Source organism: Streptomyces sp. NPDC001663 (genome assembly GCF_042893105.1).
In the GTDB taxonomy this organism is placed as follows: Bacteria; Actinomycetota; Actinomycetes; order Streptomycetales; family Streptomycetaceae; genus Streptomyces.
Map to the genome: position 1 here is coordinate 17,131 of NZ_JBIAUR010000024.1, position 20,305 is coordinate 37,435.

General features: G+C 68.0%; 21 protein-coding genes and 1 pseudogene. 9 read left to right on the forward strand and 13 right to left on the reverse strand.

Annotated elements, in window-relative coordinates:
- Positions 1–376 precede the first annotated feature (376 nt).
- Entirely contained in the window at positions 377–733 is a 357-nt protein-coding gene (locus tag ACFY1L_RS48845; protein WP_388841002.1) for a hypothetical protein, read from the forward strand.
- 65 nt (positions 734–798) lie between these two features.
- Here ACFY1L_RS48845 and ACFY1L_RS48850 read toward each other — a convergent pair whose 3' ends face one another.
- The 3 genes from ACFY1L_RS48850 to ACFY1L_RS48860 all read right to left on the reverse strand — a co-directional run bounded on the left by ACFY1L_RS48850 (position 799) and on the right by ACFY1L_RS48860 (position 2,998).
- Positions 799–1,860, reverse strand: coding sequence for an LLM class flavin-dependent oxidoreductase (locus ACFY1L_RS48850; protein ID WP_388841005.1), 1,062 nt, complete (start codon positions 1,858–1,860; stop codon positions 799–801).
- Entirely contained in the window at positions 1,860–2,393 is a 534-nt protein-coding gene (locus ACFY1L_RS48855) for an SRPBCC family protein (protein ID WP_388841008.1), read from the reverse strand. Before ACFY1L_RS48855 ends, ACFY1L_RS48850 begins: the two co-directional genes overlap by 1 nt.
- A gap of 107 nt (positions 2,394–2,500) precedes the next feature.
- Positions 2,501–2,998 (reverse strand): winged helix-turn-helix transcriptional regulator, encoded by a 498-nt coding sequence (locus ACFY1L_RS48860; protein WP_388841011.1) that lies wholly within the window; start codon positions 2,996–2,998, stop codon positions 2,501–2,503.
- Between the two features lie 107 nt (positions 2,999–3,105).
- Between ACFY1L_RS48860 and ACFY1L_RS48865 the strand changes: the two genes are divergently transcribed.
- Complete coding sequence (locus tag ACFY1L_RS48865) at positions 3,106–4,002, forward strand: short-chain dehydrogenase/reductase (RefSeq protein ID WP_388841014.1); 897 nt, start codon at positions 3,106–3,108, stop codon at positions 4,000–4,002.
- Between the two features lie 38 nt (positions 4,003–4,040).
- On the opposite strand, the gene ACFY1L_RS48870 is transcribed toward ACFY1L_RS48865, so the two are convergent.
- On the reverse strand, positions 4,041–4,724 hold the full coding sequence (locus ACFY1L_RS48870) for a TetR/AcrR family transcriptional regulator (protein WP_388841017.1): 684 nt from the start codon (positions 4,722–4,724) through the stop codon (positions 4,041–4,043).
- Positions 4,725–4,985: 261 nt separating this feature from the next.
- On the opposite strand from ACFY1L_RS48870, the gene ACFY1L_RS48875 reads away from it, so the two are divergent.
- From ACFY1L_RS48875 to ACFY1L_RS48890, 4 genes and pseudogenes are all read left to right on the forward strand, one after another.
- Complete coding sequence (locus ACFY1L_RS48875; RefSeq protein ID WP_388841020.1) at positions 4,986–5,954, forward strand: enoyl-CoA hydratase/isomerase family protein; 969 nt, start codon at positions 4,986–4,988, stop codon at positions 5,952–5,954.
- Between the two features lie 6 nt (positions 5,955–5,960).
- A complete protein-coding gene (locus ACFY1L_RS48880) occupies positions 5,961–6,884 on the forward strand; it encodes an alpha/beta hydrolase (protein WP_388841023.1) in 924 nt (307 codons plus the stop codon).
- A 31-nt stretch (positions 6,885–6,915) separates the two neighbouring features.
- On the forward strand, positions 6,916–8,391 hold the full coding sequence (locus ACFY1L_RS48885) for a class I adenylate-forming enzyme family protein (RefSeq protein WP_388841025.1): 1,476 nt from the start codon (positions 6,916–6,918) through the stop codon (positions 8,389–8,391).
- A gap of 83 nt (positions 8,392–8,474) precedes the next feature.
- Positions 8,475–8,740: pseudogene (locus tag ACFY1L_RS48890) on the forward strand (MFS transporter); the annotation flags it as partial.
- 297 nt (positions 8,741–9,037) lie between these two features.
- Here ACFY1L_RS48890 and ACFY1L_RS48895 read toward each other — a convergent pair.
- Positions 9,038–9,922, reverse strand: a complete 885-nt coding sequence (locus ACFY1L_RS48895; RefSeq protein ID WP_388841028.1) for an alpha/beta fold hydrolase — start codon at positions 9,920–9,922, stop codon at positions 9,038–9,040.
- A gap of 67 nt (positions 9,923–9,989) precedes the next feature.
- Here ACFY1L_RS48895 and ACFY1L_RS48900 point away from each other — a divergent pair, with 67 nt between their 5' ends.
- Positions 9,990–10,595, forward strand: a complete 606-nt coding sequence (locus ACFY1L_RS48900; RefSeq protein ID WP_388841031.1) for a CGNR zinc finger domain-containing protein — start codon at positions 9,990–9,992, stop codon at positions 10,593–10,595.
- 15 nt (positions 10,596–10,610) lie between these two features.
- On the opposite strand, the gene ACFY1L_RS48905 is transcribed toward ACFY1L_RS48900, so the two are convergent.
- From ACFY1L_RS48905 to ACFY1L_RS48935, 7 genes are all read right to left on the reverse strand, one after another.
- Positions 10,611–11,120, reverse strand: coding sequence for a winged helix-turn-helix transcriptional regulator (locus ACFY1L_RS48905; protein WP_388841034.1), 510 nt, complete (start codon positions 11,118–11,120; stop codon positions 10,611–10,613).
- Positions 11,121–11,305: 185 nt separating this feature from the next.
- Entirely contained in the window at positions 11,306–13,249 is a 1,944-nt protein-coding gene (locus ACFY1L_RS48910; protein ID WP_388841037.1) for a zinc ribbon domain-containing protein, read from the reverse strand.
- Positions 13,246–13,845: an IS607 family transposase gene (locus tag ACFY1L_RS48915; RefSeq protein ID WP_388841040.1), complete on the reverse strand. Its 600-nt coding sequence runs from the start codon at positions 13,843–13,845 to the stop codon at positions 13,246–13,248. Before ACFY1L_RS48915 ends, ACFY1L_RS48910 begins: the two co-directional genes overlap by 4 nt.
- A gap of 521 nt (positions 13,846–14,366) precedes the next feature.
- Positions 14,367–15,182 (reverse strand): oxidoreductase, encoded by an 816-nt coding sequence (locus ACFY1L_RS48920; protein ID WP_388841043.1) that lies wholly within the window; start codon positions 15,180–15,182, stop codon positions 14,367–14,369.
- Between the two features lie 235 nt (positions 15,183–15,417).
- Entirely contained in the window at positions 15,418–15,846 is a 429-nt protein-coding gene (locus ACFY1L_RS48925; protein ID WP_388841046.1) for an ester cyclase, read from the reverse strand.
- 135 nt (positions 15,847–15,981) lie between these two features.
- A complete protein-coding gene (locus ACFY1L_RS48930; protein ID WP_388841049.1) occupies positions 15,982–16,110 on the reverse strand; it encodes a hypothetical protein in 129 nt (42 codons plus the stop codon).
- On the reverse strand, positions 16,056–16,454 hold the full coding sequence (locus tag ACFY1L_RS48935; protein WP_388841052.1) for an SDR family NAD(P)-dependent oxidoreductase: 399 nt from the start codon (positions 16,452–16,454) through the stop codon (positions 16,056–16,058). The genes ACFY1L_RS48930 and ACFY1L_RS48935 overlap by 55 nt, the downstream gene beginning before the upstream one ends.
- Positions 16,455–16,719: 265 nt before the next feature.
- Here ACFY1L_RS48935 and ACFY1L_RS48940 point away from each other — a divergent pair, with 265 nt between their 5' ends.
- Positions 16,720–17,298: a TetR family transcriptional regulator gene (locus tag ACFY1L_RS48940; protein ID WP_388841055.1), complete on the forward strand. Its 579-nt coding sequence runs from the start codon at positions 16,720–16,722 to the stop codon at positions 17,296–17,298.
- 679 nt (positions 17,299–17,977) lie between these two features.
- Entirely contained in the window at positions 17,978–18,991 is a 1,014-nt protein-coding gene (locus ACFY1L_RS48945; protein ID WP_388841058.1) for an NADP-dependent oxidoreductase, read from the forward strand.
- Between the two features lie 256 nt (positions 18,992–19,247).
- Here ACFY1L_RS48945 and ACFY1L_RS48950 read toward each other — a convergent pair whose 3' ends face one another.
- Positions 19,248–20,258, reverse strand: coding sequence for an enoyl-CoA hydratase/isomerase family protein (locus ACFY1L_RS48950; protein ID WP_388841061.1), 1,011 nt, complete (start codon positions 20,256–20,258; stop codon positions 19,248–19,250).
- Positions 20,259–20,305: the final 47 nt, after the last annotated feature.

Sequence of the window (20,305 nt, forward strand, 5' to 3'; positions counted from 1 at the left end):
CGTGTCGGTCGACGCGCGGCCAGGCTGATATGCGCGGGTTGGATACCGCATGACCGGGTCTGCGTCGGAAGTGCTCCGCGGGTCAGCTGCGCCGCGGGTCCTCCTCGCGCTGCCTGTCCAACGCCGGTCTCGATGGACGTATAGGGGACTGCCTGCGCTTTCCCTGAATCCGGGAAGGCAGGCGGAGCCGTGGGAAAGCGCAGGATCGTGTTGCTGGGTGCGACGGGATACACCGGACAGCGAGTGCTCCGGGAACTGCTCGCACGAGGTGAGAAGCCGACCTTGGCCGGGCGTAGCCGAACCAGGATGCTGGCTCTGGCTGACACGGAGCGACGCGACGTCCGAGGCGGTCCGGGCCACGCCGGACGAGCCTGCCATGACCGCGGTGGCCAACCTCACGCACGCCTTCCTGCGGCGGACCATCGACGACCCCCTGCACCGTGAGCTGATGGCCCAGGCACCCGCGGTCCTGGGCGAGCAGTACCGGCACATCAACGAAGCCATCGCCCAACCGCCGATCGAACGGCTCCTGACCGTTTTGGCCGAACGCGGCGACCTGCAACCGGATGTGCCTGTCGCCACCGTCGCCCGGCTGCTCTTGGCAGGCCTGTGCGAGGGCAACCAGATCATCGCCGCCGCGGCGGATCGGGAAGATGCCCTGGCCAGGACGTTCCGCGCGATCACCCTGCTGATGTCGGGCCTGGCCGCCGACGACATCAGCGCCCGCGGCTGAGCTGACCGGGACCCCGTCGACGGCGCCGACGCTGAGCGGCCCTCGTTGACCGGCATGACCCGTCGCTACCGTGCCGCCTCGTCCTCGATGTCGCGGACCAGGTCGATGGCCCGGCCCAGGGTCGCGAGTCGGGCGACGAGGGTCTCGCCGGCGGGATAGAAGCGAACGGTGTCGACACCGGTGTCGCGCCAAACGCGCAGCCGCTCGCGCACCATGTCCTCGGTTCCGATCAGCGTGGTCGCCAGCACCATCTCGTCGGTGACCAGGCCGGCCGCGCCGTCCCGGTCCCCCGCCTGCCAACGTGTCCGGACCTCGGCCGCCACCTCGGCCCAACCCTGGCGGCTGTAGGCGTTGTTGTAGAAGTTCGTGGTCGCCGAGCCCATACCGCCGAGGCTGAAGGCAAGCTCCTTCTTGCGCCCGGCGACCATTGCGCTCAGCGCGTCCTCGTCTTCGGCGAAGGCGACCTCGGCGCCCTGGCAGATGTCCAGGTCCGAACGGCTGCGACCAGCGGCAGCCAGGCCCTGGTCCAGGTGGTCGAAGTACGCCTCCTTGGCGCCCTCGGGTACGAAACTGGTGCCCAGCCAGCCGTCCGCGATCTCGCCGGTCAGGTGCAGCATCTTCGGGGAGAGGGTCGCCAGGTAGACCGGGATGTCGTACTCGGCGCGCATCGACAGCCGCATGGGCTTGGCTTCCCCGCCGGGCAGGGGGATCTGGAACTCCCGCCCGGAGTAGGCGACTTTCTCCCCCGACGCGGCCCGCCGCACGATCTCGACGGTCTCTCGCATCCGTGACAGCGGGCGGTCGAAGGGCACTCCGTGCAGTCCTTCGATCACCTGCGGCCCGGAGGGTCCCAGTCCGAGAAGGAAGCGCCCGTCGGAAATCCGGGACAGCGTGATCGCGGCGCGGGCGATGGCCATCGGCGTGCGGGTGCCGAGCTGGATGATTCCCGATCCGAGCAGCATGCGCTCGGTCCTCGCGGCGAGGTAGCCCAGCGGCGAGGGCGCCTCGGAGCCCCACGCCTCCGCCACCCAGCAGATGTCCAGACCGAGCTTCTCCGCCTCGGTGACGTAGTCGACGATCTGCCGCCAATCGGCGCCGGAGGCTTCGATCGTGGTAGAGGTGCGCATCAGAGAGTCGCCTCGCCAGAGGCCCCGGCGCCCTCAGCCAGCTTCTTGATCCCCTCGACAGTGGCGATCATGTTGGTCTCGAACTCCCGCATGCGCACGAAGACGATCTTCTGCTCCTTCTCCGGCATACGGTCGATGGCGAAGGAGAGACCCGAGCGAGCGGGCCCCATCTGCATCCATTCCCGCAGCAGAGTGCCGCCGTCCTGCGGCTCCAACGAGAACCGCCAGATCGCAGTCGGGTTCAACGGGTCCTCCACCGCCCAAGCGAGCCTCCTCGACGGCTCACACTCGACGATGTGGGACGTGGTGGCCCACTCCCCCAAGGACTCATGACTGCTCCGGCCGATGAATCGGGCCCCCAGGGCAGGGCCGCCTCCACCATCCAGCCACTCGACCGATTGCAGTTCGGGACTCAGGCGCGGCATCAGCTCAATGTCGGACACCAGCGTCCACACCTCCGCCGGTGGGGCGGCGATCCAGGTGTGAACCTCAACCGTCGGCTTGTCCGCATAGCGCGCGCCCGTCCACTCCATGATCCCGCAGCCTCTCGCCAATGACACCCACGTGAGCTTGTGACCTGTAAAGTTGCGTAGATAGACTTACCTGTCAAGGGTGAGTGCGGATCTGCGGAACCACTGAGTCAGCCCGCGAAACGCTCCTTCACATCCGGCCGCTCGGCCAGGTGCGGCGGATAGCCAGGACCCATCCGAGCGCGGGTGTTGTCTGCGGTCATCGGCTCACCACAGGCGGCGCACACCACCTCGGCATGGGTTTCCTCCCCGCACACCTCGTGATGCATCGCGACCGGCGGGCCCGCTTCACCAGCCAGCCAACGGTCCCCCCAGCGATTCATCACCAGCAGCACGCCGTAGAAGTCGCGCCCCTTCTCGGTGAGCACGTAGTCGTAGCGAACCGGCTCCGCCTGGTACGGCCGCTTCTCCAGCAGCCCCTCCTCCACCAGCCGGCGCAGCCGGTCAGTGAGCGTGTTGCGTGCGATCCCCAGCGACTCCTGGAACGCGTCGAACCGCCGGATCCCGTAGAACGCCTCGCGCAGCACCAAGGGTGTCCACCAGTCCCCGAGCAGGTCCATGGTCCGCGCGATCGAGCAGGGCCACTGAGCAAAGGATGTCCGCCTCATGACAGCCAGCATAGGTTCGTCCAGTCATGAGACCCAGCAGGTGCAGCGAGTACGGAACCTGTGCGCGACGCCTTGTGTTCCATAAATAACGAAGTTATGTTGCCGCCATGAAACGTGACTTGCTGGGCAGAAAGCTGGTTGTCACCGGAGCGGCACGCGGGATCGGCGAGAAGGTGGCCCGCCTCGCCGCCGCCCGAGGGGCTCGTGTGGCCCTGATCGGCCTGGAGTCCGATCGGCTGCGCGCCCTCGCCGATGATCTGGGCCCCGCCGCCTCATGGTCCGAGGCCGATGTGCGTGACGGTGCCGCCCTCCGGTCAGCGATCGATGGGGCCGCGGAGGTCATGGGCGGCGTCGACCTCGTCGTCGCCAATGCCGGCGTCGTGGCGTACGGAACGGTGCGGCAGACAGACGAGGCGTCGTTCGAGCGGGTCCTGGACGTCAATTTGAACGGGGTGTTCCGCACCCTTAAGTACGCGACGCCCCATCTGGAGCGCAGCCGGGGCCATGTACTGGTCGTGGCGTCCGCGCTCTCCTTCATGCCGCTGGCCGCGATGGCCTCGTACGGCGCGAGCAAGGCCGCGGCCGAGTTGCTCGCCCTGACCTACCGCCAGGAGGTGGCACACCTCGGGGTCACGGTCGGCCTCGTGCATCCCTCCTGGATCGACACGGACCTCGTCCGGGGCGCCGAGGCAGACCTCCCCTCGTTCCAGGGGCTGCGCCGACGGCTGCCCTATCCGGGCAACGTCACCACCAGCGCCGACCGGGCTGCCGCCGCGATCGTCGACGGGCTCGCGCGCCGACGCAGCCGCGTGTACGTCCCGCGCGCCGTCGCCGTGGCCAACTGGGCCAAGGGGGCACTGAACTCGCCGCTGACCTGGCCCTGGGCTCGGCGTTTCGCGGCCCACGCGGTCCCGTCCCTGGAACGGGAGGTCGAGGCATTGGGGAGGCATGACCAACTCACGCCGGGTACCAACAGCCCCATCGTGGAGACCAGGTCGCCCTAGCGTGGAGCGCAAGGGGCGGCACCCGGCCGCCCCCCTTCTCACAGGCCTTGGACGATGGAGTCGTACAAGCGCGCGCCGGCCTCGTGCGAGGCCTCGGCACGTTCACGCCTGTCACCCAGGCCGACAGAGAAGTTCACACCCATCGGCAGAAGCACCTGCATCACCGCGTCGTCGAACTCGACGAAGTGCTCGGCCAGTTCAAGGGTGATGTAGCCGTGTACGAAGCTCCACAGCTGAGCGGCTATGACCTCGGGTCGCTGCTGCCGGCCCCTGCCGGAGCGCACGAACCGATCGCACGCCGCGGCGACATGGGCGTGGGCTTCTCGAAACGCCGGCGAGTGCCCACTCAGGCGAAGGTCCGCGTCGGACAGCGGCCGGTATGTCGCGCGAGTGGACAGACCGAACATCAGGTCGTACAAGTGAGGGTTCTCGTGGGCCATTCGACGACACGTCAAGGCCATGGCGAAGAGTTCCGCGATCGGATCCTCAGTCACCGGCACCTGGGCAAAAGCTCTGCCGAGTTCCTTGAACCCATGGTCGGCAACGGCGCTCATCAGCTCAGGGATCCCGCCGAAGTGGCTGTAGACCACCATGGTCGACAGTCCGCCCGCGGAAGCCACCGTGCGCGCCTTGATGGCCGACGGCCCCTGCTCGGCCAGCAGACCGATGGCCGCCTGGACAAGTCGCTCCTGCGCGTCTTCGACCCTCGCCCGCCCTGCCATGTCTCGCCTGCCTCCACCGTTGACACATTTAAAATAACTTGGTTATCTAAGTCTTCGCGGCAATGTTACACATTGTGGGCGACATGTCGTCACGGACACGGCGTACGTCTCCGGACCCGTCGTCACGCGCTGCCCAGTCTCATGCCGCCTGCGCGGACACAACCCCCGGGGCGAACACGACCCCATCACTGCCACTCGCGGCCGCAACTGTCCCCACGCACTTTCCCACCCCTCCATGAACTCAGCACGGGAGCAGACTTCATGCCGTACAAAGACAAGGGCCATCTCAAGATCGAGGACCGGGGAGCCGTCCTGGTCGTCCGTGTCGACGGTGGCCCGCACCAGGAGTTCGGCCTCGACATCTCCACCCAGCTGGACAAACTGGTGGACCGGGCCGACCGCGATCCGAACATTCGTGCCGTCGTCTTCACCGGGGCGCATCCCGAACGGTTCGTCAGCCATGCCGCGGTCCGATGGCTTCAAGAAGAGGGCGCAGCCAGCCCTACCGTCGGCCGCCGTGGAGCCGCCGCCGTCGTGCGCATGGCAAAGCACGTGGACCGATCTCGTCTCCTGGGCACCTTGATGCGCAAGACTCCGATGCGAGGTGCCCTCCAACTGGAGCGCCTGCACACGACGTTCCTCCGGATGAACCGCAGCGGTGTCCTCTTCGTCGCTGCCCTCAACGGTTCGGCTCTCGGCCTCGGCGCGGAGTTCGCCTGGGCATGCGATCTGCGGGTCATGGCTGACGGAGACTTCTTCATCGGCCAGCCAGAAGTCCTCCTCGGCATCATTCCCGGCGGAGGCGGCACCCAGCGGTTGACTCGCCTGATCGGTACCCACCGGTCCTTGGCAGCGATCCTCGAAGGCAAGCCCTTCACACCTGCGGAGGCTCTCGCCAATGGAGCGGTCGACCAGGTCGTTCCGCAGGACAAGGTGGTCACACAGGCGATAGAACTCGCGGAACGCCTCGGCAAGCGATCGAAGGGATCGGTCGCGGCTGCCAAGAGGTCGGTGTACTTCGGCGGCTCCATGTCACTGGAGGACGGTCTGCACGTCGAACGCGCCGAGTTCTTCGCCAGGGTGATGTCGCAGGAGGGTCAGACATTGATGCTCGGCTACCTGAATGCGACAGACGTGACCGGCGAACTCCCGCTCTACAGGCCCGACACCTACACGCAGGCACTCGCCTCGGGCAGCGTGCCCGGGCGCCGCTCGACGAATGAACGGTGACTCGACATGACAGCACCACAGCCCTTCATCCGGCACAACGTCACCTTCCCCTCCGGCGACAGTACCTGCGCCGGCTGGCTCTACCTGCCCACAGGTGTCACCTCTCCGCCCGTCGTCGTTCTCGGGCACGGCCTGGGCGCCACCCGCGAGATGCGCCTCGACGCCTTCGCCGAGCGCTTCGCACAGGCCGGCATCGCCTCCCTGGCCTTCACGTACCGACACTTCGGGGACAGCGGCGGCCACCCTCGCCAGCTCCTGTCGATCAAGCGCCAGCTGGCCGACTGGGACTCCGCCCTCGCCTACGTCAAGACACGCCATGATGTCGACCGCGCACGCGTCGCGGTGTGGGGCAGCTCCTTCGGCGGCGGCCACGCCATCACGGTGGCCTCTCGACATCCGGAACTACGCGCGGCCGTGGCCCAATGCCCGTTCACTGACGGTCTCGCCTCCGCGCTCGCGCTCGGCCCGGTCGCCTCGCTCAGAATGACCCCCGTACTTGCCCGGGATCTGACAGCCAGAGTGCGTGGTAAGGCACCCGCGATGGTTCCCATCGCCGCCGCCCCTGGTTCCCCGGCCCTCATGAACGCTCCGGACGCCCTCCCCGGATACCAGGCACTGCAGCCTGCTGGGACAACGTTCCGCAACGAAGTGGCGGCACGGGTCATTCCGACCATCGCCGGTTACCGGCCCGGGCGTGCGGCAAGGAAGGTCGCCATGCCCATCCTCTTCTGCGTCAGCAACACCGATTCGGTCACGCCTCCTGCCCAGACCCTGCGGTACGCCCGGACCGCGCCCCAAGGAGAGATCAAGCGGTACGACGCCGGTCACTTCGACTTCTATACCGGCGAGACGTTCGAGGCGCTGGTCCGCGACCAGATCGAGTTCCTCTCCCGCCAGCTGGACCCGGCACCCGCCGTGTCGACGACTTGACCGGATCGCATCACACCGAGACAGGTTCGCCATGAATTTCGCTTCTCTGCCCGACCGCCGAGCCGAGCTCGACCCCCAGGGGGCCGCGGTATCGGACGGGCAGCAGTCCCTCACCAACGCCCAACTGCTGAGCGGCGTCCTCCGGACGGCGCGTCAGCTCCACGATCTCGGAATCGGTCCCGGTGACGTCGTCGCCCTCAAGCTGACGAACCGCGTCGAGTTCGTCCTTCTGCTGTTCGCCGCCTGGCGGCTCGGCGCCACCATCACGCCGGTCAACCCGAGCATGACCGATGTCGAAGTGGTCCGGCAGCTCAAGGACTCCGGTGCGCGCCTGCTCGTGGTCGAGGACGGTTCGCAAACCACGGCAGGCCTGACCACACTCACGGTCGGTGAACTGAGCGAACATCAGGCGCCGGAGTGGGAACAGGCACCGCGTCTGGACTCGTCCGCTCTGGCTCTCCTCATCTACACCAGCGGCACGACCGGGGTACCCAAGGGCGTGATGCTCGACCACGCCAACATCGACGCCATGGTGGAGATGGGACGCCAGGCTCTCGAGCTGGGGCCGAGCGACCGCTGCCTGCTGATCCTGCCGCTCTTCCACGTGAACGGCATCGTGGTGAGCATCCTGACGCCGCTTCTTGCCGGCGCCAGTGTCGTCATCGCGGGCCGCCGGTTCGACCCCCACCACTTCTTCGACCTCGTCGAACAGGAGCGCCCCACCTTCTTCAGCGCCGTCCCGACGATCTACAGCATGCTCGCGGCACTCCCTGACGACGTTCGGCCCGACACGTCGTCGGTGAGGTTCGCGGTCTGCGGCGCCGCACCTGCCTCCGCCGAGTTGCTGGCCCGGTTCGAGGCCCGGTACGGGTTTCCCCTCGTCGAGGGGTACGGGCTCTCCGAAGGAACCTGCGGCTCCACCATCAACCCCGTCGCGGGACCCCGTCGCGCAGGAACCGTGGGGCTTCCCTTCCCCGGTCAGGAGATCCGGATCCTCGACGCCGACGGTACCGAGGCGGCGCCGGGCACGGACGGCGAGGTCGTCCTGAGGGGCCCCAACATCATGCGCGGCTATCTCGGCCGTCCGGACGACACGGCCCGGGTCGTCGTCGACGGCTGGTTGCACACGGGCGACGTGGGCCACCTCGACGCCGAGGGCTATCTGACCCTGGTCGGACGCTCGAAGGACATGATCATCCGTGGTGGGGAGAACATCTACCCCAAGGAGATCGAGGACGTGCTCGCGAGCGACCCGTCGGTCCTCGAGGCCGCAGTGATCGGCGTACCCGACGAGAAGTGGGGCGAGGTGGTGGTCGCCTACGTTCAGCCCCGGCCCGGTTCGACCGTCGACCCCGCGGCGCTCGAAGCGCTTTGCGCGCGCAGCCTGACCGGCTTCAAGCGCCCGGCCTCATACGTCGTGGTGGAAGCCATCCCGAAGAACGCGGTCGGCAAGATCGACAAAGGCTCCTTGCGGGCAGGCCACACCGCCGTCCTTGCAGGGCCCTGATCAGCACAGTTGGGGTTATGGGCCGCACCAGCTAGCGGCCCATGACCCCAACTGAAGGCGCCCCCAGCTGTGTGCGATCGCGCGGGCCTTGTCGGGGTCGCACACTCACCGAGGATCTCTCCTGCAGTGGATCTTCTGGCTGAACGTCCCGCTCGGTCTGGCGCTGATTCCGCTGGCCCTTCTGCGGCTGGGCGAGAACCACGACCCGAACCCGAGCCTCGACCTTGCCGGCACGACCATGGTCAGCGGCGGCCTGTTCGGCATCGTCTACGCCCTGGTGCGCGGCAACGCCGACGGCTGGACCAGCACGCCGATGCTGGGCGGCTTCTTCGTGGGTACGGCTCTGCTCTGGGTCGGAGCCGCTGCCGTCGCCCTGGCAGCGGCTGTGGCGTTGTTCATGCCCCGGCAGCGCAAGGCCGACGGCCCGGCCGCCAGCCTTGCTGCGGGGAGTGCTCCGGCCGGCGCCGCGGTCGCGGCCTGAAGCCCGGACTGAGGGGCGCCCAGCCGGTTACGGCGAGGCCGCCCCTCAGCTGTCAGGCCCTGCCCTCCAGGCTCGTTCGTCGGGTCGGCGCACCCTGGCCGAAGCCCCCTCGGACAGGGCGCCCCTCGGGTCGGCGCTCGAGCAGCTGAGGGGGCACCGCTTCCGTCACCGTGGGGCTCGCCGACTCGTCCTGCCGGCCAGGAAAGGCCGCAGATGCGCCAGCAGCGCCTCCGGTTGCTCCTCCGGGATGAAGTGGCCGCACTCCGCGATCTCGACACCGGTGACGTCGTCCGCGTAGTCACGCCAGATCTCCAGGGTCGGCAGGCGGGCAGGCAGCCCCGCGGAACCCCACAGCGCCAGCAGCGGCATGGTGAGGCGACGGCCTTCGGCGGCGTCCATGTCGTCGAGCGCGGTGTCCTCCTCCATGGCGCGATAGTCGTCGAGGCTGGCGCGCAGGGCGCCCGGGCGGGAGAACGCGCGGACGTAGCCGTCGACCGCGTCGGCGGTGAGTCCGTGTCGGTTGTAGCTCCACCGCTCGAAGAAGTACTCGAGATACCCGCGGATGTCGGGTCCCACGAGGCGCTCGGGGAGATCGGGCTGCATGTGGAACAGCCAGTGCCAGTACCCGGAGGCGAGCGAGGCGTCCAGGCGGCGGAACATCTCGCGGGTGGGAACGATGTCGAGCACGGCCAGCCGCTCGACTTGCTCCGGGCGGTCCAGCGCCCAGCGATGCCCCACGCGGGCGCCCCGGTCGTGACCCACGACCATGGCCCGCTCGAAGCCGAGCGCCTCGACGAGGCCTGCCATGTCGGCGGCCATGCGCCGCTTGTCGTAACCGGTGGTGGGCTTGTCGCTCAGGCCGTATCCGCGCAGGTCCGGCGCTACAACGGTGTGGTCGGCGGCGAGATCCGCCAGTACCGGCCGCCAGCAGTCGGAGGTCTGCGGCCAGCCGTGGAGCAGGACGAGCAGAGGTCCGGACCCGGCTCGGACGTAGTGCAGGCGGACCCCGTCCACCTGCGTCACTCCGGTCGTCGCCGTCGGCTGTCCCATGGATGCGCCGCCCTCCTGACACAAGCTAACCGTCTTAGACGGTTAAGCTAGCGGGCAGAATGGAGACGTGGCAACGGACGACATGTGGATCTGGGACGGCGGACGGGTCTGCCTGGACTTCGCCAACACCCTCCGAAACCGGTGGAAAACCACTCCGGAGGAGACACTCCGGGGACCGGACGACCTGATGGGCTGGCTCCGGGAGGCCCTCCTGCTCACGCCAAAAACCGCCGATCCCCCCACGGCAGCCGTGCTCATGTCCGCCCGACGACTGCGCGAGAGCATCGACCGGACCGTACTGGCGGTCGCCGACGGCCGACTGCCCACATCCGGCGACGTGACACTGCTCAACCGATCCGCCGCGGCGGCCCCCAGACCCGCCCTGCAACTCGTCATCACCCACGAACGCCTGGAGCCCGCCGGCACCACGACCCTCGCCACCAACCCCGCACTCGCGCTGGCGCTCATCGCCCAGGACGCCGTCGACCTGCTTGTTTCCGCCGAGATCCGGCGCGTGCGTGTCTGTGGAGCGGACCGCTGCGCACTGCGCTTCCTGGATCGCTCCCCGGCCCGCAACCGTCGCTGGTGTTCCATGTCCCGCTGCGGAAACCGCACCAAGGTCCGCCTCCATCAGGCGCGTACACGACAGAGCGGAGGGATGACGGAAAGCTGACGGGGAGTCCTCAGCTCACTCGGACGACCTCATACGAAAGGCTGGGCCGGGGACGCTCTCGATGTCCTGTGTCGGCACCGGGTGGCCTCGTTCGCAGCTGATCCGGACGTCGACGCGCCCGCCGCACTCGCGGTGTCGTGCCAGTATCGCCGGCCCCTCCGGGTCGGCTCGGTAGCGGTCACCCCACTGCAGCAGCCCCATCACGGCGGGCACCAGATCCATGCCCTTCGGGGTGATCACATACTTCGGCCGACTCCGCGAACCGGGCTCCTTGTACGTCTCGGTCGCCAGGATCCCTTCCTCCACCAGCATCCGGAGCCGCGTCGCCAGAAGGTTACGAGGACAGCCCAGGACGCGTTCGAAGTCCCCGAACCGGGACGAGCCGTACCACACCTCACGCAGGATCAGGATCGTCCACTTCTCGCCCACGATCTCAAGGGTTCGCGCGATCGAGCAGTTGGACGTGTCCCGGTCGAGCAGGGGGTCCATACCGGTGTCTTCAAGGACTTCGGTCCATGCATCCATGGGAGCGATCCTAACCGAGTTTAAGTTTACATTCAGATACTCAGCTAGCAGCCCCCGGCAAGGCGACCCTCACCCTTCGCATCGCCTGACGGCATGACATCACGCAAGTCGGACCATGGACCAGGCCCGGTTCCAAGGCATCGGTCCGACAGAGCTCACATGGCGACGAGAGGAAGCGTCTCTGATCAGCTTGGGGAAGCGTAGTCAGGTGTTGCGTCTGGTACGGGTTCCCACCGGGGAGGGGAGGCGTGGGCGTGCAGGTGGAAACCTGCGCCCAGGATTGCCCCTCGGGGGCGGTGTTTGCTGATCGTCGTCACGCCCTGGTTCCGGAGAGCCGCACGAGGCAGTCTCCGGACCGTGTGAGCGTGTCCCTCCGGACGCTGGCCCGCCAGGTCTTGCGGCCTGGTGGGGGAGGGTGTCCGGCGTCGCCTGGGCGTCGGACATGCTGCTTGGTGACGGGTCGGTCCGGTCTTGGACCTGTCCCGGCCGGTCTGGGCGGCAGGCGGTGTGATGACCGCCTTGGCTTCGAGCCTGTCGGCCACCGAGTGGATCATCATGGCGCCGCCGGCACGGTCGGTGACCGTTTTGGTCTGGTGGGCGAGGCCGCGTGCGGCGATACGCCGCCAGGCGCCCTGGTCACGGTCGCCCTGCCAGTCACAGGAGGGGCAGATCGCCCATTTCCAGCCCGGTACGGTCGGCCGGTCGGGGGCCTTGCGGTGCCGCAGTGGCACCAGGCACTGCGGGCAGTGCTTCGAGGTGTTGCGGGCCGGGACCGTCACCACGGCGATGCCGGCCTCGGCAGCCAGGTGCCGCATCCGGTCGACGATCTGCCCGCGCACCGTCTGCGACAGGCGGGTGTTGTGGTTGCGGCCCATGCCCCGGGCCTCCATCGAGCGGAGGTCTTCGATGTAGATGGCCGTGGCCCCGGCGGCGATCGCCTGGTCCACCGCCCACCGGGCGGCAGACCAGGCCAGGGCGTCGTTGAGGTTGGACCGGCGGTCGGACACATGACGGATCTCGTGGGTGAGAATCTGACGCTTGTCTGCCAGGTGGTGCCGTTCGCGACTGTCGATGAGGCGGCCGTACTGGTCGGCCTTCGCGTGCAGGTACTCGGACTGGCGGCGCAGGCGGTTTTGTTTCGACAGGACGCCGGACGCACGGAACGTGCCACCGGAGCCGAGCGTGGTGATCGTGCCGTCGTCGTGGAGGTGGGCGGCGCCCGCACTGAGCAGGGTGTTCAGTCCCCAGTCCACCCCGAGGGCGACCGTGTGGCCGGTGCGCTGCGTCTTCGGGACGGCGTGGGTGTAGGCGAGGTCGGTATGTACGGCGCCCGGATGGATGCGCAGGGTAGGCAGGTGCAACACCGCACTGGCGGGAACGGTCGGGGGCAGTGTGATCGGGCAGGCCACCCACGTCCAGTCCGCATACGACTGCGGATCGGGGCGGGTGGGCAACTGCAGGCGCAGCAGTGCCCGGCCCGACTCATCGGCGCGCTCGATGCCGGCCTGCTGGCCGTCACAGGCGGACAGGAGCAGCATGCGGGCAATCCGAGGCGTTCTCTCCAGCTCGAACACGTCGGCCGGGAACCGGCCGTGCTTCTTGTGGAAGGCAGAAATCTGCCGGGTGCGGGACGCGATGATGCTGGACGGCAGGTGCTGCCCGCCGGGCACTGCCTCACGGACGGCATCCCACTCGTCGGCGGTGCGCTTCTTCGCATCCGCAGGCCACGTTTTGAGGACACCGGCGGTCAGATCGGCCCGCCACTTCACGGAGCGCAGAGTGCGACCGGCCTGCTCCTGCGCCATGCGGACGATGCGGTCGTTGACCTTGGCGCCAGCAGGGACGGTCCACCCCAGGCGGCGCAGGGCCATCCAGGCATTCGACGGCAGCTTCTGCCCACCCGCGTCCACGCCGGAGGCCAGCGCGTTCACGTCGGGAGTGTTGCAGTGCTTGCCCAGCAGATCGGCGACCATGCCGGACACCAGACCGGCAGCCCAACCGACCCGCTCCGCCAGCACGCAAGCGCTGAGAAACTCACCGGTCTTCTCATCGACCGCGGTGCGCAGCAGGCCCCGGGCGCAGGCGGTGCGGGACGTCTGGTTGTCGGCGAGCGGCAGCTTCCGGCTCATGCGCGCTCTGCGGCCTCGGCAAGCAGCCGACGACGCGATTCCGCCGAGCGCATGCCGTACAGGCGTCCGGCGAACGTAGTGACCAGGGACACGAAGTCTTCGAGGAGTTCCTCCCGGCCGCCGGACTTCTTCGGATGCAGTACTTCCAGCGTTACGCCGTGCACGGCGAACAACTGCTTGAGCCAGCCGACACCGAACCGGGCGAGACGGTCTTCATGGGTGACACGGACTACGGTCACCGATCCGTCGGACACCATCGCCAGAACCCGGCTGAGTCCTGGGCGGTTCTCCTTCAGTCCGGATCCCCGGTCCTTGACGACCTTGACGACTTCACCGGTGGCGGTGGTCCGCAGCTCCTCTTCCTGCGCGGCCAGAGAAGTCTCCTGGCCGGTGGAGCCGGAGACGCGGACGTAGAGGAGTTCCAGGCGGGGCCGGTCGGTGCCGCCGCGCTTCAGGTTCTCGATGTCGACGGAGGAGAAGCGGCGTTCGCGGCCGACCCAGGTGAACGGGATCTTTTCGTCGAGCGCCCACTGACGCAGCGTCATGGGGTGGATTCCCAGGCGCTTCGCGGCCTTCGACATACGCAGCAACTCCATACGGAGCACTGTACACAGAGAGCACTACGGAAAGCTTGGGATAACTAATGAAATCCGCGAGCCTGTGGCGCGCTACTCCAAGGAGCACAAGCACGTGACGCGGCAACGGATCACCGAGAAGGCCGGCCGCCGATTCAGGAAGGACGGGACAGACGGCTCGGCATCGCGATCCTGACGGCGGCGCCGGACTCACCGACGGCGCGCTCTACGCCCAGATCGCCTCGACTTCCGCCTCTTTGCCAGGCAGCGGCGGGACATCCCGGCCTCAGCGGCGACGTGCGCGATCGCACGCGCGGCGTCCACACGTTCGCATGATCGGCGACACCCTTGCGGTGTCAGCGGGGAATGGGGACGCCCCGCCACATCGCCGCTCTGGTCCCAGATGTGAGCACTCACGCGTTTCGCCATGTGCCAGGACACGGACAATGCCTCCGTGTCCTGGGCGCGCGACGTCAAGGTTCATCGTGATCATTCCCGGGCGGGAGCCGATCGATCCACGCGGTGATAGGGGCCCGTGGCTGTCAGCCGGTCATCCGATTGAACTTGCGCACCTGCTTGTCGAAGGTCCGGGCAGGGAGGATGCGACGCAGCAGCTTGAGGCGTGGGGCCTGTGAGCCGGCGGGATAGCTCAGTTTCGGGTTTCGGTCGGTCGCCGCCGCGACGACCACCTTGGCGATGACGGCGGGATCGTCGCCGTTCCTCAGCCCCTCCTCAATCACCTCGTCGTAGATGGCCCGTTGGTGGGCGTATACCGGCACAGGGGTGTCGGCCTCCACCGAGTTCGTGTCGAACGAGGTGTTGAGGGGGCCGGGTTGGACGCGCAGAACCCGAACGCCGTGCTCGCGGATCTCGTGGTCCAGGGACTCGGTGTAGCCCTCGACCGCATGCTTGGTCGCGATGTAGACGGACATGAAGGGGTTGCCGACGAACCCGCCCAAGGAAGAGATGTTGATGACGCGCCCGTGACCCTGGCCGCGCATGTGCGGCAGGACGGCCCTGGTCATGCGCATGAGGCCGAAGACATTCACATCGAACACGCGCTGCGCCTGGGCGACGGAGATTTCCTCGGCGGCGCCGTTGATGCCGAGCCCGGCGTTGTTGACCAGGACATCGATCCGCCCGAACCGGTCGATCACCTCTTGGACGACGCTGCTCACCGAGTCGTCGCTGGTCACGTCTAGGGGGAGGAACGTCACACCGTCGCCAGGCGTGCTGTCCGGCGTCTTCCGGCTCGTCCCGACCACGTCGAACCCCGCCTGGGCGAGTGCGCGTGCTGTTGCCCTGCCGAGACCCGAGGACGCGCCCGTCACGAGTGCCACCGGCCGATTTGCTGTCATAGCTGCCTCCCGAGGTCTTTACATTACGGTCGTACTACCAAGGGCCTCGCTCGGGAAGCCCTGAGCGCGATCGCCGACATCCCGGCGCCGGCTTCAAGCTGCAGCCTGCACCTCGACTGCTCGAGACGAGCAGGGCTTCTTCACCCCGCTGAAACCACGACCGCCCGGCGACACTGCGGCCGGCCCTCCTACCCCTTACGAAAGGGTGAAACAGACATCAACTCGCGTAACCCGCTCAGGACTGCAACTGGGCGAAGAGCGTCGCCAGGTCGATGAGGCCCCAGTGCTCGGCGAGCTTCCCGTCGACCACCTTGAACATGCGGAGCTCCAGGACCTTGATCGATCGGCCGGTGGCGGGAGTGCCGTTGAAGGACCCGGTGTTCGTGCCGGTGAGGATGAAGCTGATCGCGAACCAATCGTCCTCGGCGACGACACGGACCGGCGTGGCGGCGAAGTCGGGGACCGCGTCGAGGAACGACGCCAGCACCGCGCGGGTCTCCTCGACGCCGGTGGTGGTTCCGTCGGCGGCATGGGAGCGGAAGTCCGGCGCGTACAGGTCGAACAGGGCGTCGAGGTCACGCAGGTTGACGCGCCTGACGTACTCATCCGCAAGCCGGTGCAAGTCGGCGGTGGAGGTCTGGGTTTTGACGTTCGAGGAAGACATGTGCTTCTCCCATATAGATGGAGCGGAGCGACTCCGCCCCGATGACGGACCGTGAATTAATGGGCTCACGTGTGCATACCGGCTAGCCGGGACCCGGTAGCGCCGGGGTTTGTCAGGCGGTGTGGACCGGGTTCATCACTCGGAGAGGGCCGGGTAATCGGTGTAGCCGGCCTTGTCACCGCCGTAGAAGGTGGCGGGGTCCGGGGTGTTCAGCGGCGCGCCGGTGCGTACGCGCTCGACCAGGTCGGGGTTGGCGAGCGCCATGGTGCCGACGGTGACGACGTCGGCGACACCGTCTTCGACGTCCTTGGCGCGGGTGTCGATGTCGGTGCCGGCCCGGTTGAGGACCAGGGTGGTCGGCTGCTTGCGTCGGTGCGCAGACGCTCCTCGACCACGGAGATCTGCGCCGCATCGGTGAGGTCTGCGGCGACGACGTCCACCGCACGGCCCGTGCGGCTGCGGATGTCCGACGCCAGCGTCTCCAGCCGCGCAGCGTTGCGGGCCACCAGGATCAGGTCGTAGCCCCGGTCGGCAAGCCGCTGCGCGTAAGCGGCACCCAGGCCGGCGGACGCGCCGGTGACGACAGCGGTCTTGTTCTGCGTGGTCATAGAGGGATCTCGTTTCTGGGCTGGCGGATGAGTAGAGGGGCCAGAGCATCGACCTCGCTTTAGATTACGGTAGCTATCTAAAGCGATCCGGTCAACGCCCGCCATCCCGCCAACCACCGCCCGCGGCCGGAGACCGAAGCGGATCCACAGGCCCCCCGCCTTGCGGCAGCGAGAAAGAGCCGTGCAGGAAGAGGGCGTCGCGGCCGGGCGCCGACGCTTCGCGTACGATAGATGCACTTAACTATCTAACGTGGGCCGGTGAGTGATGAGTCGGGTTTCGCAGGCACAAGCGCTCGAGAACCGCAGGCGCGCGGTCGCCGCGGCCTCCAAGCTGTTCCGGGAACGCGGCGTGAACGGCATCAGCGTCGCCGATCTGATGAAGTCCATCGGGCTGACCACGGGTGGCTTCTACAAGCAGTTCGCCTCAAAGGAGGCTCTGGTGGCCGAGGCGGCTCAGGCCGCTTTCGGAGACCTGGACGTACTCCTGGCGTCGCTCGACACAGACCACGGCGATCACGACACCGCTCGCGGCGCCCTCGTGGACTTCTACCTGTCGGCCGAGCACCGTGACCAGCCCGGCACCGGTTGCCCCACCGCGGGATTCGCAGGAGACGTGGCTCGCGAACCCACAGCCGGGGAGGTGCGCGAAACGTACGCAACCGGAGTCCAGCAATTCGCCTCGTGGATGTCCACCGACGCCGCCGACGGCCTCCCCATGGTGGCCACTCTGGTCGGCGCGATCCTGCTCGCCCGGGCCACGGCGGGCACAGAACTGTCGGAGAGGATCCTGGAATCGACCCACAAGGCCCTGACTGCATCACAGGACCTTGAACCGGAATCCTGAAACGGACCATTCGACTCGCCAACGCCACGGGCGAGCGGACCTGAGCCCCTGCGCTCCCGGACCGCTCCCCCGCCCACAACCGCCGCCGGCGCTCCATGCCCCGCTGCGGCAACCGCACCGAGGTCCGCCCCCAGCACCACCAAGCCCGCGACCAGGCGGTGCGGCCACACCCGGCGGGCTGAACCGCTACGAACACCTGGCGCAATCGCGCTCAGCCCTGTCGACGAGCCTCATGCGAAATGCGGGGCCGGGGGCAGCATCCGCAGCCCCGCGCCAGCATGGCCGGACCTTCCGGGTCGGCGCGGCAACGGTCGCCCCACTGCAAGAGCCCCATCACCGCCGGAATCATCCATGCCGTTGGGCGTGATCACCCACTTCGGCCGACTCCGCGAGCCCGATGCTTTGCAGGTCTCGGCGGCCCCCCTCCCTCCACCAGCATCCGGAGCAGCCCCGCGAGGAGGTTGCGAGGACAGCCGAGGGCGCGTTCAAAACCACTGAAGCAGGTCGGACCGTACGAGACCTCGCGCACCCAGCCCAGCTGAGTTTACTTTTCTATACTCAGTCGGTAGCGTCATGACCGGCACATCAACCCGACCGCACGCGAAAAACGGGCGCGCACGCGGACCTGCGCGAAGAATCACACAGCCCACCGGAACACCCACGCAGAAAGACGGCCGACATGAAGGCATTCGTCGTCGAGAAGTACGGCAAGGACGGCGCACGCGCCGCAGAGGTGCCCGAGCCCACGGTCGGGGACCGCGACGTCCTGGTCAGAGTGAGCGCCGCCAGCATCAACCCGCTGGACAAAATGGTCCGCAACGGGGAGTTCAAGCAGCTCCTCAAGTACAAGCGTCCGTTCGTACTCGGCCACGACGTGGCCGGCGTCGTGACCCGGGTCGGCTCCGCCGTACACGGCCTCAAAGTCGGCGACGAGGTCTACGCCCGTCCGCGCGACCTGCGGATCGGGGCCTTTGCGGAGTTCATCGCGATCGACGTGGACGACGTCGCACCCAAGCCGGCCTCCCTCACCCTCAACGAGGCAGCCGCGGTGCCGTTGGTGGCCCTTGCCGCCTGGCAGATTCTCGTCGACAAGGCCCACGTGAAGCCGGGGCAGAAGGTGCTCATCCACGCCGGTGCCGGTGGCCTCGGATCGACCGTCATCCAGCTCGCCAAGCACCTCGGCGCCACGGTGGCGACGACCACGAACACCGACACCGAGAAGTTGGTCAGGAGCCTCGGCGCCGACGTCGTCATCGACTACACCAAGGAAGACTTCTCGAAGGTGCTGTCCGGCTACGACCTGGTGCTGGACTCCGTGGGCGGAGCGAACCTCGAGAAGTCGCTGACCGTACTGAAGCCCGGCGGCCTGGCCATCAGTGTCGTCGGCCCGCCGGACGCCGGCTTCGCCAAGCAGCTCGGCGCCCCCTCCTTTCTGGGCCTGGTCATGAACGTGCTCAGCCGCAAGGTGCGGAAGCAGGCCAAGGCGCTGGGCGTGCGCTACCAGTTCTTCTTCATGCGGGCCAACGGCTCCCAGCTCCGCAAAATCGGCGCCCTCTACGACAGCGGGAAACTCCGCCCGGTCATCGACAGCACCTTCCCGTTCGACCAGACGCTCGATGCGGTGGCGTACGTCGAGCAGGGCCGCACCAAAGCCGGCAAGGTCGTGGTCTCGATGACCCCCGACAACGACTGAGGGCAGTCCGGCCCGAGCCCCCTCCGTCTGGCACGATCACTGGTGGGGGGAGACGTCGCCGCGATCCAGCGGCGACCGCGGTCAGGGAGAACCGCCGCTGTGATCGTCTCGGTGCCTCCCATGCCGTACGTCCAGCGACACAACACGCCCCACAGCTCCCTGACGCCCCGAGCCGTGGGCAAGCCCTCACTCCCGTGACGTGTCAGACGTGTGATCACGGCGGACGGACCCGCCCCGCATGCGTGGGCAGCCATGCTCAGGACAGCTGTGTCCGCCCGCCGAGCGACGCACTGCGCCAGTTGGGGGCGCGGTCCTTGTCGACCAGGGCCGCACGGACACCCTCCAGGAAGTCCGGTGTACGGATGGTCGTGCGCGTGAGGGCGAGTTCGGCGTCGAGGCACTCTCGCAGCGTGTGCTGCCTGCCCCGGGCCAGCAGGGCGTGAGTGATCTCCAGGCTCTGCGGTGAGGCGGACTCCGTGGCGGCCAGCGCGGCTGCCGCCCAGGGGGTGTCGAGGTGGCGCAGGCGTTTCTCGATCTCACCGAGGGTCGGCGCACCGAACGCCCAGTCCACGTCCCCGCGCACCTTCGCCAGCGCGCTGCCCGCCACCGGGGAACGGCCGGCAAGGCGGTTCAGGACCACGTCCACAGGGTCGCCGGGGCTGTCGGCCAGGGCCTCTCCGACCGCGTCTAGCTCGTCCGCGGGGACGAAGTGCGTGGCCAGCCCCGTGTACAGCGCGTCGGCCGCGTCGAGCCGGTGTCCGGTCAGTCCCAGGTACATGCCGATCGCGCCGGGCAGCCTCGGCAGGAAGTAGCTGGCCCCGATGTCCGGGAAGAACCCGATCCCGGTCTCCGGCATCGCCAGCACCGCGCGCTCGCTGACGACGCGGAAACTGCCGTGGACGGACAGACCGAGACCGCCGCCCATGCACAGGCCGTCGATGAGCGACACAACCGGCACGGGATACTCGGCGATCCGGGCGTTGAGCCGGTACTCGGAGGCGAAGAACCGCTCACTGGCCTCGGCATTCCCGGCGAGGCTGTACTCGCGGATCGTACGGATGTCTCCACCGGCACAGAACGCCTTCGGGCTGGTACTGGCGATCAGCACAGCGGACAGCGGTGTGTCCTCCCACGCGGCGAGCACACGGTCGATGGCGGCGACCATGCCTGTCGTCAGGGCGTTGAGCGCCTTGGGCCGGTTCAGCAGGATGCGGCCGACGCTCCGATGGACATCGGCGAGAATCTCGACCGCTGCGGTATCAGTCACGGTCGTCACCTCGCCATCCGTGCGGACCTGCTGTCGTGGCCATCACG